The organism is Streptomyces filipinensis (assembly GCF_014649495.1).
Lineage (GTDB): Bacteria > Actinomycetota > Actinomycetes > Streptomycetales > Streptomycetaceae > Streptomyces > Streptomyces filipinensis.
In genome coordinates, this window is sequence record NZ_BMTD01000029.1 from 1 (window position 1) to 13,937 (window position 13,937).

Below are 13,937 nucleotides of genomic sequence, written 5' to 3' on the forward strand. Positions count from 1 at the left end.
CCGGGTGGGCCTGCTCGAACTCCTTGCCCAAGGCGGTGAAGCTCTCCTTGAGCGAGGCGGCGGCGAACACGGTGACCGTGCCCGACAGCTTCGCGGACGCGGAGCCGGCCTTGGCCGGCTTGGTGGAGGAGCCACTGGCGGAGGAGCAGGCGCTGAGTGCCATCAGGGCGGCGGCTCCCGCACCGGCCAGCTGCAGCGTTCGCCGGGTCCGGCGCACGGAACGGGTCATCACGGATCTACTCCTCGGGTCCTGTGGAACAACTGTCGCGCCCTGCCACGGACGGGGGCACCGACCGTGCGGCGATGATAATGCCGCATCTGCCAGCTCGAAGTCTCCTGTGGCATCGCATGAGCCGCGAACCAGTGACTTGTAGCTTGCATGTGCGTTTGCACGGTGCGTCACGGCGGGTACGGTGCTGCGGGGAGGTGGTCGCAGGTGACGCTCGCGGGACTCGCCCTGACCGGCGATCTGGCCCGGCCCGCTCGGCTGACCGTGCCGGATCTGCGGCGCTGGCCGCAGCACCGGGTGGACGTCAGCTTCGAGTGCGCGACGAGTGGCGTCCAGCGCCACCGGTTCGCCGGCCCGCGCCTGTACGACGTCCTCAGTGACGCGGGGCCCGGCTTCGACCCGGCGCGACGCAAGGACCGGCTGCGCTTTCTCATCGCCGTCACCGGCACCGACGGCCATCACGCGATGCTGTCCTGGGCCGAGATCGACCCGGACTTCGCGGATGCGCCCGTCCTGCTGGGCGTGCGCATCGACGACACCCCGCTGGATGTGGCCGGGCCCCAGCTGGTGCTCCCGCAGGACCGGTGCGGAGCACGGCACATCAGTGGGATCACGGCGATCCGTGTGGACGGCGGGTATCGGTGTGGCACTCCGGCACCGGCCGCACCCGCTCACGCCGCAGCGGCAGCCCGCTGAACCGGTCGTCCTCGGATCGTGAGGGCGTCCTGGTCCGGCCGAAGTGCGCGCCGCAAGCCCTCAGCCCGACGCCCTCAGCCCCACGGCCCGCTGTCCGTGCGGCCGGGTGGTGTCAGACGCGGTCGATGTGCACGTTGGTGGACTTCACGCGCGCGGTGGCCTCCATGCCGACCTCCAGGCCCAGTTCCTCGACGGCCTCCCGGGTCAGCAGAGAGACCAGCCGGTGCGGGCCGGCCTGGATCTCCACCTGGGCGGCGACGTCACCGAGCTTGATCGCCGTGACGATGCCGGGGAAGGCGTTGCGGACGGAGGTGTAGGAGGCGTCCTCCTCGCCGCCACCCGCCTTGGCTAGTTCCACGGAGAACGCGGCGAGGTCCCTGCCGTCGATGAGCCGCCGCCCGGACTCGTCGCGATGGGTCGCCACCCGGCCCGCGTCGGCCCAGCGGCGGGCGGTGTCCGGGCTCACGCCGAGCAGCCGCGCCGCTTGGCCGATCGTGTAGGACTGCATGCCGGTCACGATAGGGCCACCGGCGGGGAACCGTGGACGTGGGGTTGGCCGTTGGGTATAACGCGATATAGCGTTAGTGCGCGAGAGTGGGCTCCCTGCGGGGACGTGCTGAATCGGGGTGAGGGTATGGCGGCCGAGCTGCTGCACACGGAGATGCCGTCCGGACTGCGTGCCTCGCACGCGGACCGGGACCGGGTGGTGGACGTGCTCACGGGCGCGGCCGGAGACGGCCGGATCACGGCCGAGGAGCTGGACGAGCGGCTGAGCGCCGCGCTGTCGGCCCGCACGCTCGGCGAGCTCGCGGTGCTCACCGCCGATCTGCCGCCGGTGCCAGGCGCGGCACCGGCCAAGGACGCCGTGCGGATCGAGCAGCGGGGGGCGTCGGCCAGGCGCGCGGGCGGCTGGTCCGTGCCGCGCCTTATGGAGATCGAGTCCGCCTGGGGAGACGTGACCCTGGACTTCTCCAGCGCGGTGATCACTCAGGACACACTCCGCATCGACCTGGACATGCGCGGCGGCACCCTGCGGCTGATCACCCGGCCCGGCGTGGTCGTGGACGCCGACTCGCTGGTGATCGACTACGGCGAGAGCAAGGTGCGGCCCGCCGGCGGTCCGGGGGCGCCGGTCGTGCTCCGCGTGGAGGTGCACGGCCGGCTCGGCATGGGACGGCTGGAGGTACGGCCGCCCAGGCGGTGGTTCGGCGGGTAGGCCCGGCCCGCGTGGTCCCTGGGGCGGACCGGCCGCGCGTACGGCCCTCCGGGCGGGTCCCGACGGGCCGCGCCCGGTCTCACCCGGTGTGCACCCGGGGCCGGCGCTCCCGGTTCGGCTCCGCCTCGCGCAGTACCTCACGGGTGACCGGAGCGACCTCGCCCTGGCCGAAGAGGAAGAAGCGCAGGAAGTTGGCGAACGGGTTGCCCTCGGTCCACTCGAAGTAGATGTGCGGGGTGCAGCCGGTGACGTCCCGGACGTGGAGCAGCAGCGCGGCCAGCGCGTTGGGGATGGACGCGGACTCCAGGGTCAGCACGCGGTAGCGGCCGTGCAGCACCTCGCCGCGCACGGTCAGGCCCGCCTCGAACTCGGAGGGGTCGGTGACCGTGACCTCGACGAAGACGAAGTCCTCCTGCTCGGGCATGTCGTTGTCGGCGCGGATCTGCTCGATCTTGTCGCGGTACTCGGCCTTGTCGCGGTGCCCGGGCTCGTTGGCGATGAACCGCATCTTGCGGCTGGCCATGTCCCGGATGAATCGTTCCGCCAGCGGATCGAGGGTCATGCTGGTCACGCGCAGTTCGAAGGCGCGGGCCAGCCGGGAGGCCAGCGAGACGAGGATGATGCCGGCGATGAAGCAGGCACCGATCTTCACACCGTCGGGGCGCTCGATGACGTTCACGACGGTCGTGTAGAGGAACACCGCCGAGATCACCGCGAAGCCGATGGTCCAGTTGCGCTGCTGGGCCTTGCGCGCGGCGATGGTCACCGCGATGGCGGCCGAGCTGATCAGCACCAGCACACCGGTGGCGTAGGCGCCGCCCTGCTTGTCGACGTTGGCGTCGAAGATCCAGGTGACCAGGAACGCGACCAGGGTGAAGACGATCACCATCGGACGCACCGCGCGGGCCCAGTGCGGGGCCATGCCGTAGCGGGGCAGATAGCGCGGCATCAGGTTGAGCAGGCCCGCCATGGCGGAGGCGCCGGCGAACCACAGGATGGCGATGGTCGAGATGTCGTAGACCGTGCCGAAGGCGCCGCCGAGGTACTGGTGCGCGAGGTAGGCGAGGGCGCGGCCGTTGGCCCGACCGCCCGCCTTGAACTCGTTCTCCGGGATCAGCAGCGTGGTGATGAAGCTGGTGGCGATCAGGAAGCAGCTCATGATGAGGGCTGCGGTGGTCAGCAGCTTCTTGGTGTCGCGGATCCGGCCGGTCGGCTTCTCCTCGGTGTCCCCGGCGTCGCCCTGGACGTGCGGCATGACGGCGACACCGGTCTCGAAGCCCGACAGACCGAGGGCGAGTTTCGGGAAGACGATCAGCGCCACACCGACCATGACGAACACGTTGCCGTGTTCCGCCGTCAGGGCGGTGGTCCAGTCGGTGACGACATGCCCGGCGGTGAGGACGTGCCACAGGCCGACGATCACGACGACCAGGTTGAGCGCGAGGTAGATGCCGACCAGGGCGACCGCGACGCCGATCGCCTCCAGGAAGCCCTTGAGGAAGACCGCGCCGAGCAGCGCCACCAGGAACAGGGTGATGATCATCTGGTGGCCGTGCAGGGTGCTGGTCAGGTGGGGGTTCTCCACCAGGTGGGTGGAGGCGTCGGCGGCCGACAGGGTGATGGTGATGAGGAAGTCGGTGGCCGCGAAGCCCAGCAGCGTGAGCACGAACAGCTTGCCCTGCCAGAACGAGAGCAGCCGCTCCAGCATCGAGATGGAGCCCTCGCCGTGCGGGCTCTCTTCGGCCACCCGGCGGTAGACCGGCAGGGCGCCGGCCAGGGTCACGATGACCAGGACGATCGTGGCGATCGGCGAGAGCAGACCGGCCGCCAGGGCCGCGATGCCCGGCTGGTAACCGAGGGTCGAGAAGTAGTCCACACCGGTCAGGCACATCACGCGCCACCAGCGCTGGCCCTTGTGCGGGGGCTCCGGTTCGGCGTGGGGTCCGGTGTGGCCGCCGTGCTTGCCCATGTCGGACAGCCCCTCCAGCATCCAGTTGCGCAGGCGACTGGGAGGGGGGTGCTCGGTCGTGGCCATCAGCGTGCTCCTGTGTGCGGCTCAGCTCTTTCCGGCCATCACGCGGACGGCGGCACCAGCGTATGCAGAGAGTGACGCGTGGGCCCATGGATCCGGGCTCGGGAGGCGTCAATCTTGCGTTAAGAATGGCGCGAGAGCAGTAAGGGCGCATCAAGAAGGCGAGGCCGGAGCCGGTCGCCGGGGGCGCTGCGGTCCGGGTCGGCGGCTTGGGCCGCGGCGTCCGGGGTGGCCACCGAGTGTCATGTTCTGGCGCCGGGGCACCGCCTCACTTCATGCCGGAGGCCCGGAACACGCCCAGGGCCGTCTCGCGGTCGATGCGTCGGGCGAGGCGGTGCAGGGCCGTCGTGCCGCACAGCAGGGTGCCGGCCGCCTCGGACACCCGGGCGCCCTCGTCGAGCAGGTACCACAGGCCGGGATTGCGGATCAGCACCTCGGGGTCGATCTCGGCCCGGTTGCCGAGGGCGTCGCGCAGGACCAGCCGTTGGGACACGCCGTCGATCGGGCGCACCGCGACCAGCAGGTCGGTGCGGACCCGGCGGGTGCGCAGCAGACGGCGGGTGGCCAGCCAGCCCGCACCGGCCGACACCCGCACCGGGAGCAGGACGAGGAGCAGCAGGAGCGCGACAGTCAGCCACAGGGCACCGCGCCACCAGGTGAGGGAGCCGGCCGCCCCGTCGACGAACAGCAGCAGTCCGAGCAGCACACCGGCGCAGCGCAGCGACGCGCGTACGTCCGCTGCCCGGTCCCGGTCCTCCACCACGCCGGGGGTTGCGGTCGGGTGCGAGCCGGTGCGCCGGGTATGTGTGTCGTCGCGGTGCCTCATGTCTGGGACGGTAGACAGTCCTGGCCCCGGCGGAGCTCGGTCGCAGCGCACCTTGACGGTCTTCCGACGGCGGAGGGGCCGCTTTTGACGCCGCGTTGACACCGACCCGGCGCGTTGCCGTGGTGCGCGGGTCTGCGGGGTGCTGAGCACCGCGCTGTCCGGGGGCGCCCCAGCGCGGTCACCGGCCCCCGGCGAGACTCGGCGGGGGCCGGGGCGCCTCTTCGGGGACGCCTTCACAGGCCCCGGATGTCCATGCGCAGATGCCAGGTGTTGCGCCGGTGGACGGAGAGCAGTTGCGACTCCAGGGGGGAGGGGGGCACCGCGAGCACGGGGCAGACCGCGTGCGCCAGACAGTGCCGGGAGACCCGGCCCGAGAAGGCGCGTTGCAGACCGCGGCGGCCGGCGCCCACGACGAGGACGTCGTTCTCCCGGTTCGCCGTCGCCACCAGGGCCGGGCCCGGGGCGCCACGGACGATGACGGCGTGCACCGGCACACCAGGCGTCCGGCCGCCGAAGATCTCCTCCAGCACCGAGGCCAGCCGCTGCCTGGCCAGCCGCTGCCAGTCCTCGACCAGCAGACCGGCGGCGGGGGAGCGGCGCGCGGCCGGATCCCCGCCCGGCGGCTCCCAGGCCAGCACCGGCCACAGTTCGGCTCCCAGGCGCAGGGCCAGCGCGGTGGCCCTGCGCAGGGCCGTGACGCTGCCCAGGGATCCGCTGACACCCACCACCACCCGAGCGGCCGCCGAGACGTCGTAACCGGACATCACTCCACCGTTCCTCGCGGGCGACGCCGAGGTCTCTCGCGCGGACGTGCCCGCCCTGCAAGGCCCGTTGCTTCCTTCCATCCCACTCCCGTGGCGGCGATTCGACCAGCCGGGCGACGGTGATTTTCCGGCCGCTGCCACCGACGCGTTTCGGCCACCTCGCCGTGAAGAAGCTCAAGTCCGCCCGGGATCACCCCGCTCGCGCTGGCCGGCAAGGAGAGCTGGACCGGCATGTACTACCGGGCGTAGTCGCCACCAGGCGCCGCCGGAGGCGGTGCGCCAGCGTCCGGCCACGGTCCGTAGCCGGACCCGGACACACGTCGGGGCCGGTGCGCACCGGATGTGCGCGGCCGGCCCCTCAGGTCGCTCCCGCTCCGCTCAGGCGGCGGTCATCACCCGCTCCGCACCGAGCGGACGGTGCGGAGCGATGATGCTGCCGTCGGGCAGCAGCTCACCGGTGTCCTCGAAGAGCAGGACGCCGTTGCACAGCAGGCTCCACCCCTGCTCCGGGTGGTGCGCCACGAGACGGGCGGACTCCCGGTCGGCGGACTCGGCTGGCGGACACGGCGGCTGGTGCTGGCACATGGGTGGGATCTTTCGCTCTGTCGTGGTCATGGCCGTCCCCCGTCGTGATAAGTCGGTCGGAACCCAGTGTTGCCCTCTGGGCGGCGTTCCGCAGGGATTTCGCAGCACCGCTTCTCACAGGTTCATGACGCGTCACCCGCCCGGACGGTTCAGTCCAAGTGCACGGTCACTTCGGGTGGTTCCGAGTGGCCGGATAGGGCTAGTCCATGCAGCCCAGGGCTCCTGACATGGTCGTACCCCGCCTGCCGTGCGGGCAGCGGGGTACGCGGGGCGTCGTCCGTCAGGCGACGGGCGAGTCGAGCACGGGCGGTCCGAGCAGCGGAAGAGGGGTCGCGCGATGGGTCAGCACCGGCAGCAACTCGGTGACCCGGAACAGGCGGTGCGCCGGTATGCCGGGCGGGGCCGGCGCCAGCGGGACGAGCAGGTCGGTGCCCCCCGGGTGTCCCTCGGCTCCGTCGGCGGTGGTGTCGCCGTGCAGCCACAGGGTCAGCATGTACAGGCCGGGCACGGACAGCAGCCGCGCCTGGTACGGCTGTTGCAGCGCCTCGGCCTGGTGCAGGGCGCGCTCGGTGGAGGCGACGTAGGGGCCCTCGAAGAAGTGCGAGAAGGCCCAGCCGTCGGGCGTGAGCATGGTCTCCGCCGCGGCCACCGCCCGGTCGCCGCAGCGGATCAGGAAGCGCCAGCCGGCCAGCCGGGTCGTGGACAGACCCTGGGCGGTGATCCGGTCCAGCACATGTACCGGCAGCGGGAGTTCGGGTGTCGTCGGGCCCTGCGCGGCGCGCAGGGAGGGGGTGCGGGCCTCCCGTACCGCGGTGGGCGAACCCAGGGCGGTGAGGACGGAACGCAGGGCAGGCGCGGGGGCAGGGGGCACGTGCAGCGGCATGTGGGTCGCCTCTCTCGTACGACAGGCGCGGCGGCGCGAGGAGGGGGGTGGGGCTGGGGCGGACGGCGCTGTCTGCTCACGCAAGGCCGGAAGGGATGAGGCCCGGGTCGGTGAACGAGGGTGCGGCTCGGCCTGCCGCCCGTCCCGGGACGGCCTGAACACGGCAGGAACCAGGACCGAGGGCGTCACCCTTCTGCCTTGTGGGCGAAGTTTATACGACGCGTGTTCGGCCGATGTTTCATCTATCCGATTTTGGAAGGTCGCGCAAGCCGGTAATAAGCCGCAGATTTGCGGGACTCCTCCTGATTTCCCGGCCGGTTGCCGCCGCTGACCTCGTCATACGCGCCGGTAACGGTAGGCCGAATGTCATCGGCGTTTTTCACGAGGCGTTCCGGGCACTCGAAGGTGCACACTGCGGCATGCCCCGTGAATGTGCCGCGGGGAACATTCCGAAAGAGTAGCGGGCGCCGGGTCCGCGCGGGACGTTATCGATCGCTTCCGCTGGGCATCATCCCCCCTGACCCGGGAGCCCCGGCGGCCGGATCGTCGGCCCGCCCATCCGAGGAGGGACACTTCGATGGGGGAGAAGGTCGTGGCAGGGCAGTTCGACCTGTCCGATCGCCAGCGCTACCGCGAAAAGCTCCAGAAGTGCCTGACGGGACTGGAGCGACTGCTGAGCGAGAAGCGATTCGACCGTCCCAAGAACCTCATGGGAGTCGAGATCGAGTTGAATCTCGCCGGGCCCGACGGCATGCCGAAAATGTTGAACGGGCAGGTGCTGGAGCGTATCGCGAGCCGTGATTTCCAAACGGAACTCGCCATGTTCAACCTGGAAGTCAACATCGCCCCGCACCGGTTGGGCGGCCGGGTGTTCGACCGGCTCGCCGAGGAGCTGCGCACCTCGCTGGCCTACGCCGACCGCAAGGCCGGTGAGGTGGACGCCGGCATCGTCATGATCGGTATCCTGCCCACGCTCGACCGTGACGACCTGGTCTCCTCCAACCTCTCCGAGGTAGACCGCTACACGCTGCTCAACGACCAGATCGTGGCCGCGCGCGGCGAGGACTTCCGGGTCGACATCGAGGGCGTGGAACACCTCGTCTGCACCTCCAAGTCGATCGTTCCCGAGGCCGCGTGCACCTCCGTACAGCTGCACCTGCAGGTCACCCCGGCCCGGTTCGCGGACGTGTGGAACGCGGCGCAGGCGGCGAGCGCCGCACAGATCGCCGTCGGCGCCAACTCGCCGTTCCTGTTCGGTCACGAACTGTGGCGCGAGTCACGGCCACCGCTGTTCCTGCAGTCCACCGACACCCGCCCGCCCGAACTCCAGGCGCAGGGCGTACGGCCGCGCACCTGGTTCGGCGAGCGCTGGATCAGTTCGGCGTACGACCTGTTCGAGGAGAACCTGCGCTTCTTCCCCGCCCTGCTGCCGATCTGCGACGCCGAGGAGCCGCTGGACGTCGTGGCGGCGGGCGGCACACCGCGACTCGCGGAACTGGTGCTGCACAACGGCACGATCTACCGCTGGAACCGGCCCGTCTACGGCATCGCCGACGGCGTCCCGCACCTCAGGGTGGAGAACCGGGTGCTGCCGGCCGGGCCGACCATCACCGACGTGATCGCCAACGCGGCCTTCTACTACGGCCTGGTGCGCGCCCTGGCCGAGGAGTCCCGGCCGGTGTGGACCCGGCTGCCGTTCGCGGCGGCCGAGGCCAACTTCGACGCGGCGTGCCGGTACGGGATCGACGCCAGGTTCGTGTGGCCCCGGCGGGGGCGCTACGGCGGCACGGGCGAGGTGGACGCGGTCACCCTGGTCCGCGACGAGCTGCTGCCCCTGGCGTCGGCGGGACTGGACGCGTGGGGCGTGGAAGCGGCCGACCGTGATCTCTACCTGGGCGTCATCGAGGAGCGCTGCCGGCGCCGGGTGAACGGCGCGTCCTGGCAGGCGGCCACCTTCCACCGGGCGCTGGAGCTGGGGCTGAGCCGTGAGGCGGCGCTGGCCGCGACGACGAGGCGCTACGCCGAGCTCATGCATGTGGGGGAGCCGGTGCACACGTGGCCGGTGGGGTTGCCGGAAGCGGTGCCGCTCGGCTGAGGCCGTCGCCTTGGCCTGGTCCGGGCCCAGGCACCCCCGGGGCCCAGGCACCCCCGGGGCCCCGGCACGCCCGGGACCCCGGCACCCCGGCGCCCCCGCCACCTCAGCGCCCCGCGTGCCCGACGGGTCCCGGCCGAGGTCCGGGCCGCTCGGTGCCCGGCAGGCCACACCGGTCCACGCTGCGCGCCGGCGTTGCCCATCGGGGCCGGTGGCCCGGGCGTCGTAGGGGCGCCGTCGTCGCCGACCGCCCTCGCGGCGGGCAAGAAGCGGGCGTGCGCTGCTCGCACAGGTGCGTCTGCGATCCTTGCGGGGCAGAGGTGGGTCCTGGGGCCCATGAGCCGACGGGAGGCAGGGGTGCAGGTGGAGGCTGACTCGGTGGCCGATCCGGGAGTGCGGGAGTGCGACCGGCGGCGGATCCTGCGGGACGAGACCCTGCTCGTCCTGGGGCTCTCGCTGGGCGCGAGCGGGGTCTCCGCGCTGATCAGCTTCATCGGCTCGGTCACCAAGCCGGGCGGTCTGAAGGACCAGGCCGCCACCCTCAACGCCTCGGCCGCGCCCGGCCGCCCCTGGCTGGACCTCGCCTGGCAGCTGTTCGGCATCGCGACCGCGCTGGTCCCCGTCGCCCTGGTCGCCCACCTGCTCCTGCGCGAGGGCGGCAGCCTGCGCACCCTCGGCTTCGACCGCACCCGCCCCTGGCCCGACCTAGCCCGCGGCGCCGGCGTCGCGGCCGTGATCGGCAGCACCGGCATCGCCTTCTACCTGGCCGCCCGCGGCCTCGGCTTCAACCTCACGGTCGTCCCCGAGGCACTGCCGGACGTGTGGTGGAAGTACCCGGTGCTGGTCCTTTCCGCCCTGCAGAACGCCGTCCTCGAAGAGGTCATCGTCGTCGGCTATCTGCTGCGCAGACTGGGCCAGTTGGGCTGGACCCCGGGGACCGCGCTGGTCGCCAGCGCGGTCCTGCGCGGCTCGTACCACCTCTACCAGGGCATCGGCGGCTTCCTCGGCAACATGATCATGGGTGTGGTGTTCGTGTACCTGTACCGCCGCTGGCGGCGGGTCGGCCCGCTGGTCGTCGCGCACTCCCTGCTCGACATCGGCGCTTTCGTCGGCTACGCCCTCCTCGCGGGCAGGGTCGGCTGGCTGCCTACGGCCTGAGCCCCGCGCCGGGCCGGTGGCACGGAGTGCCGCCCGTACCGCGTCAGGCCGTGGACGCGTGGCGACGGCCGCCCGCGCGGCGGGGGCGCCGGCTCACGCAAGCAGCTCGCCCTCGATGACCGTCACCGCGCGGCCCGTGAGCAGGGTGCGCTCGCCGCGCAGGCCGGTGCGGACCAGCCCGGTACGGCGGGAGGCCTGCAGACCGGTCAGGTCGTCGCGGCCGAGGCGCGCGGACCAGTACGGGGCGAGCGCGGTGTGGGCGCTGCCGGTGACCGGGTCCTCGTCGATGCCGAGGTTCGGGAAGAAGCAGCGGGAGACGAAGTCGTAGCCGCGGGAGGCGTCGTCGGCGCGGGCGGTGGCGATGAGACCGCGCGACGCGTGGGCGCCTAGGGACTTGAAGTCCGGTGCGAGGCCGAGGAGGGTCTTCTCGTCGGCCAGTTCCAGCAGCAGGTCGCCGACGGCCGGGCCGGTGGTGGCGGCCGCGACCGGCGGCGCGCCGAGCGCCGCGGTGATCCCGGCGGGGATCTCGACCGGGGTGAGGGGGGCCGTCGGGAAGTCGAGGGTGATCGAGCCGTCCGCGGCGGGCTCGGCCGTGAGCACACCACTGCGGGTGGCGAAGCGCACCGGGCCCGGGTGGGCGCCCGTGGTGTGCAGGACGTGGGCCGTGGCGAGCGTGGCGTGACCGCACATCGCGACCTCGGCGACGGGCGTGAACCAGCGCAGCGCCCAGTCCGCCTCGCCGCCCTCGGGCAGCCGGTGCGCGAACGCCGTCTCGGCGTGGTTCACCTCCAGGGCGACGTTCTGGAGCCGGTCGTCGTCCGGGAAGACGTCGTCCAGGAGCAGGACTCCGGCCGGATTGCCGGCGAAGGGGCGGTCGGTGAAGGCGTCCACGATTCGAATGCGCATGACGCCGACGCTAGTGGCGGAGCCGGACGCCGGCCCAAGGCCAATTCAGGAGCTCTGGCATGCTTCCCGGACACCGGCGGCACGGCCCCGCGCCCACGGGGCCAGCTGGGCGATGCCGAACGAGGCCTCCAGCACCAGGAACGGCCACAGTACGCCGGGCCCTCCGTGCGCCAGCGCGTATGCCTGCCACAAGGAGAACAGGGCGCGGGCGGTGCCGTCGAGGAGGCCGTGCAGGGGAAGCGGCCGTACGACGCGCAGCAGGGCCCAGACCAGCACCACCGAGCCCATCAGGTTGGCGTACAGGGTCTGCAGCGGGGTGAGCGCGGGCATGCCGCCGAGACCGAGCGCGTCGCCTCCGGCCGACAGCAGGCGGTGCACCAGCGCGTAGGTCCACGGTGTCGCGAAACCGGCCGTGACGATCAGGTCGTACCAGCCGCTCGTGCGGACAAGACGCAGATAGGCAGGGGTGACTGGGGACATCGGGACTCCTCGGGAGGGCTCGCTCGGGCGCCGCCCACGCTAGACAGCGGAGTACGCTCCAAGGTCAAGTCGACCTGGTGGCGGGGGAGTCATGCGCATCGGAGAACTGTCCGCGCGTACGGGGCTGTCGAAGGACACCCTTCGGTTCTACGAGAGGATCGGTCTGCTCGACGGCGACCGGCTGCCCAACGGCTACCGCGACTTCCCGCCGGAGACCGTGGTCTGGCTGCGGTACGTCCGCACCGCACAGACGCTCGGTTTCACCCTGGCCGAGATCGGCCGGCACGGCGAGGAACTCCGCGATGCCCCCGACAGCGCCGCCGCACTGTCCGCCCTGTTCGAGGACAAGATCCGCGTCGTCGACGCGCGCATGGCGGAACTGACCGCGCTCCGCGCCGACCTGACGTCCCGCGTCGGCACCGGCTGCCCCCTGCGGGCTGACCGGACGTAGCGCCGGGAGGTCCGCGCGGCCGGACCGGCCGCGAGCGCGAGCGGCGGCGGACCGCGACGCCGTGAGGCTGCTCGCCACGGTCCATCTCGGGCGCGGCGTCCCCGCGGCCGACGCAGGTCGCGTGACGGCGCGCTCTCCCGCTACGCCGGGAGCCTGTACAACGGCCCGTCCCACCCGCGGTGACCCACTGAAGTCGGCTCGGGTTCGCTGTCACAGACCTCCCTCGGACGACAAGGGTCGCCCTCCCTCGGGAAGGGCCTTGTCACGCGATCGGTCCCGATATATCGTTGAGGCATCGCGAACGATACGCGATGCAGACGTGACAGATCATCGATGGAATGGAGTGAGTGCGATGCGTACCCACGGATTCGAGCGTGGACACCGGCACGAGGGCCGCGGCCCGCGCGGCATGGGCGGCTTCGACGGGCGACGGGCCGCCTTCGGGCCCTTCGGTCCGGGGGGTCCGGGCTTCGGCCCGGGCGGACCCGGATTCGGTTCCGGTCCCTGGGGACCCCGCGGGCGCGGGGGCCCGAGGGGGCGGGCCCGGCGCGGTGATGTGCGGGCCTCGATCCTGGCCCTGCTGAAAGACCGCCCCATGCACGGTTACGAGATGATCCAGGAGATCGCCGAACGCAGCGGCGGCGCCTGGAAGCCTAGCCCCGGCTCGGTCTATCCCACGCTCCAGCTGCTGGAGGACGAGGGGCTGATCGCCAGTGAGAGCGAGGGCGGCAAGAAGCTGTTCACCCTCACCGAGGACGGGCGCGGTGTGGCCGAGGAGGGTCCGGACGCCCCCTGGGAGGAGGCCTCGCGCGGGGTCGACTGGGAGGCGCTCGGTGAGATCCGCCAGGCCGGCGTCGGTCTGATGGAGGCCTTCGGGCAGGTCTGGAAGACCGGCAGCAAGGAGCAGCGCGAAAAGGCGCTGGTCGTCATCAACGAAGCCCGCAAGAAGCTGTATCTGATCCTCGCCGACGAGCACTGAGGCCTGCGGGCACTGAGGCTCGCCGGCGGGTGAGGCGCCCCGCGTGGTGATCCGCGCGGGGCGCCTTCGTGCGCCCGGCCCGCCGGGGCTCAGGTGACCAGGCCGGCCAGCTTGCGCAGCGACTCGTTCAGCGCGGCCGTCGCCGAGTCCTTCAGCTTGCCCGCCATCAGCGACACCGCGGCTCCCGTGAACTCTCCGTCGATACGGACGGTCGTGGCGTCGCCGTCAGGGATGAGGGTGTAGCGGGTGGCGACCGTCACCGCCATCGGACCCTTGCCGCGGATGGCGAACACCCGCGCGGGCTCCAGCTCCTCGATGGTCCAGTCGACCTCGGCCGGGAAGCCCATCAGCTTCATGTTCTCCTGGAACGTCCCGCCCACGGCCGGAGCCTGCGGCCCGCCCTGCGGGAAGCCGGTGTGCGTGGCGTTCCACTCTCCGTACGACGACCAGTCGGTGAGCCGGGCCCACACCTTCTCGGCCGGCGCCTCGATGCGTGCCTCCGCGCTGACTTCGGCCATGCGACCACCTCTTCGGATCGGGCGTAGCGGGCTACGGTGTCGCGGAACGTAGCCGCAGGGGCGCGAACATTCAATACTGATGAACCGTCAGGCGTGGTCGGGTCGTGGCGTGCGCGCGGCCT

15 protein-coding genes and 1 pseudogene are annotated in these 13,937 nt (G+C 71.9%); 6 read left to right on the plus strand and 10 right to left on the minus strand.

Annotated elements, in window-relative coordinates:
• Positions 1-229: pseudogene (locus IE244_RS38070) on the minus strand (molybdate ABC transporter substrate-binding protein); the annotation flags it as partial.
• Between the two features lie 207 nt (positions 230-436).
• Between IE244_RS38070 and IE244_RS38075 the strand changes: the two are divergent.
• Positions 437-925 carry a molybdopterin-dependent oxidoreductase gene (locus IE244_RS38075; protein WP_229854691.1) on the plus strand — a complete coding sequence of 163 codons (489 nt, stop codon included), beginning with the start codon at positions 437-439 and terminating at the stop codon, positions 923-925.
• Positions 926-1,037: 112 nt separating this feature from the next.
• On the opposite strand, the gene IE244_RS38080 is transcribed toward IE244_RS38075, so the two are convergent.
• A complete protein-coding gene (locus tag IE244_RS38080) occupies positions 1,038-1,433 on the minus strand; it encodes a TOBE domain-containing protein (RefSeq protein ID WP_031174036.1) in 396 nt (131 codons plus the stop codon).
• A 126-nt stretch (positions 1,434-1,559) separates the two neighbouring features.
• Here IE244_RS38080 and IE244_RS38085 point away from each other — a divergent pair, with 126 nt between their 5' ends.
• Positions 1,560-2,141 (plus strand): DUF1707 SHOCT-like domain-containing protein, encoded by a 582-nt coding sequence (locus IE244_RS38085; RefSeq protein WP_191878151.1) that lies wholly within the window; start codon positions 1,560-1,562, stop codon positions 2,139-2,141.
• A 79-nt stretch (positions 2,142-2,220) separates the two neighbouring features.
• Here IE244_RS38085 and IE244_RS38090 read toward each other — a convergent pair whose 3' ends face one another.
• The 5 genes from IE244_RS38090 to IE244_RS38110 form a co-directional block, all read right to left on the minus strand.
• Positions 2,221-4,176, minus strand: coding sequence for an APC family permease (locus IE244_RS38090; RefSeq protein ID WP_191878152.1), 1,956 nt, complete (start codon positions 4,174-4,176; stop codon positions 2,221-2,223).
• Between the two features lie 265 nt (positions 4,177-4,441).
• Complete coding sequence (locus IE244_RS38095; protein WP_191878153.1) at positions 4,442-4,999, minus strand: hypothetical protein; 558 nt, start codon at positions 4,997-4,999, stop codon at positions 4,442-4,444.
• 233 nt (positions 5,000-5,232) lie between these two features.
• The gene (locus tag IE244_RS38100) at positions 5,233-5,763 is read right to left on the minus strand and encodes a universal stress protein (protein WP_191878154.1); all 531 of its coding nucleotides are present in this window, start codon (positions 5,761-5,763) and stop codon (positions 5,233-5,235) included.
• 378 nt (positions 5,764-6,141) lie between these two features.
• Positions 6,142-6,348, minus strand: a complete 207-nt coding sequence (locus tag IE244_RS38105) for a DUF5999 family protein (RefSeq protein ID WP_031174044.1) — start codon at positions 6,346-6,348, stop codon at positions 6,142-6,144.
• A gap of 280 nt (positions 6,349-6,628) precedes the next feature.
• Complete coding sequence (locus tag IE244_RS38110) at positions 6,629-7,231, minus strand: hypothetical protein (protein WP_191878155.1); 603 nt, start codon at positions 7,229-7,231, stop codon at positions 6,629-6,631.
• Positions 7,232-7,808: 577 nt separating this feature from the next.
• Between IE244_RS38110 and IE244_RS38115 the strand changes: the two genes are divergently transcribed.
• Both IE244_RS38115 and IE244_RS38120 read left to right on the plus strand, forming a co-directional pair.
• Complete coding sequence (locus IE244_RS38115) at positions 7,809-9,326, plus strand: glutamate-cysteine ligase family protein (protein ID WP_191878156.1); 1,518 nt, start codon at positions 7,809-7,811, stop codon at positions 9,324-9,326.
• A gap of 354 nt (positions 9,327-9,680) precedes the next feature.
• Positions 9,681-10,481, plus strand: a complete 801-nt coding sequence (locus IE244_RS38120) for a CPBP family intramembrane glutamic endopeptidase (protein WP_191878219.1) — start codon at positions 9,681-9,683, stop codon at positions 10,479-10,481.
• A 93-nt stretch (positions 10,482-10,574) separates the two neighbouring features.
• Here IE244_RS38120 and IE244_RS38125 read toward each other — a convergent pair whose 3' ends face one another.
• Both IE244_RS38125 and IE244_RS38130 read right to left on the minus strand, forming a co-directional pair.
• A complete protein-coding gene (locus IE244_RS38125) occupies positions 10,575-11,387 on the minus strand; it encodes a PhzF family phenazine biosynthesis protein (protein ID WP_191878157.1) in 813 nt (270 codons plus the stop codon).
• Between the two features lie 45 nt (positions 11,388-11,432).
• Positions 11,433-11,867: a hypothetical protein gene (locus IE244_RS38130; RefSeq protein ID WP_191878158.1), complete on the minus strand. Its 435-nt coding sequence runs from the start codon at positions 11,865-11,867 to the stop codon at positions 11,433-11,435.
• A 91-nt stretch (positions 11,868-11,958) separates the two neighbouring features.
• Here IE244_RS38130 and IE244_RS38135 point away from each other — a divergent pair, with 91 nt between their 5' ends.
• Both IE244_RS38135 and IE244_RS38140 read left to right on the plus strand, forming a co-directional pair.
• Positions 11,959-12,318, plus strand: a complete 360-nt coding sequence (locus IE244_RS38135; RefSeq protein WP_191878159.1) for a MerR family transcriptional regulator — start codon at positions 11,959-11,961, stop codon at positions 12,316-12,318.
• A gap of 352 nt (positions 12,319-12,670) precedes the next feature.
• Positions 12,671-13,297, plus strand: coding sequence for a PadR family transcriptional regulator (locus IE244_RS38140; RefSeq protein WP_191878160.1), 627 nt, complete (start codon positions 12,671-12,673; stop codon positions 13,295-13,297).
• Between the two features lie 89 nt (positions 13,298-13,386).
• On the opposite strand, the gene IE244_RS38145 is transcribed toward IE244_RS38140, so the two are convergent.
• Positions 13,387-13,815 (minus strand): type II toxin-antitoxin system Rv0910 family toxin, encoded by a 429-nt coding sequence (locus tag IE244_RS38145; protein WP_191878161.1) that lies wholly within the window; start codon positions 13,813-13,815, stop codon positions 13,387-13,389.
• Positions 13,816-13,937: the final 122 nt, after the last annotated feature.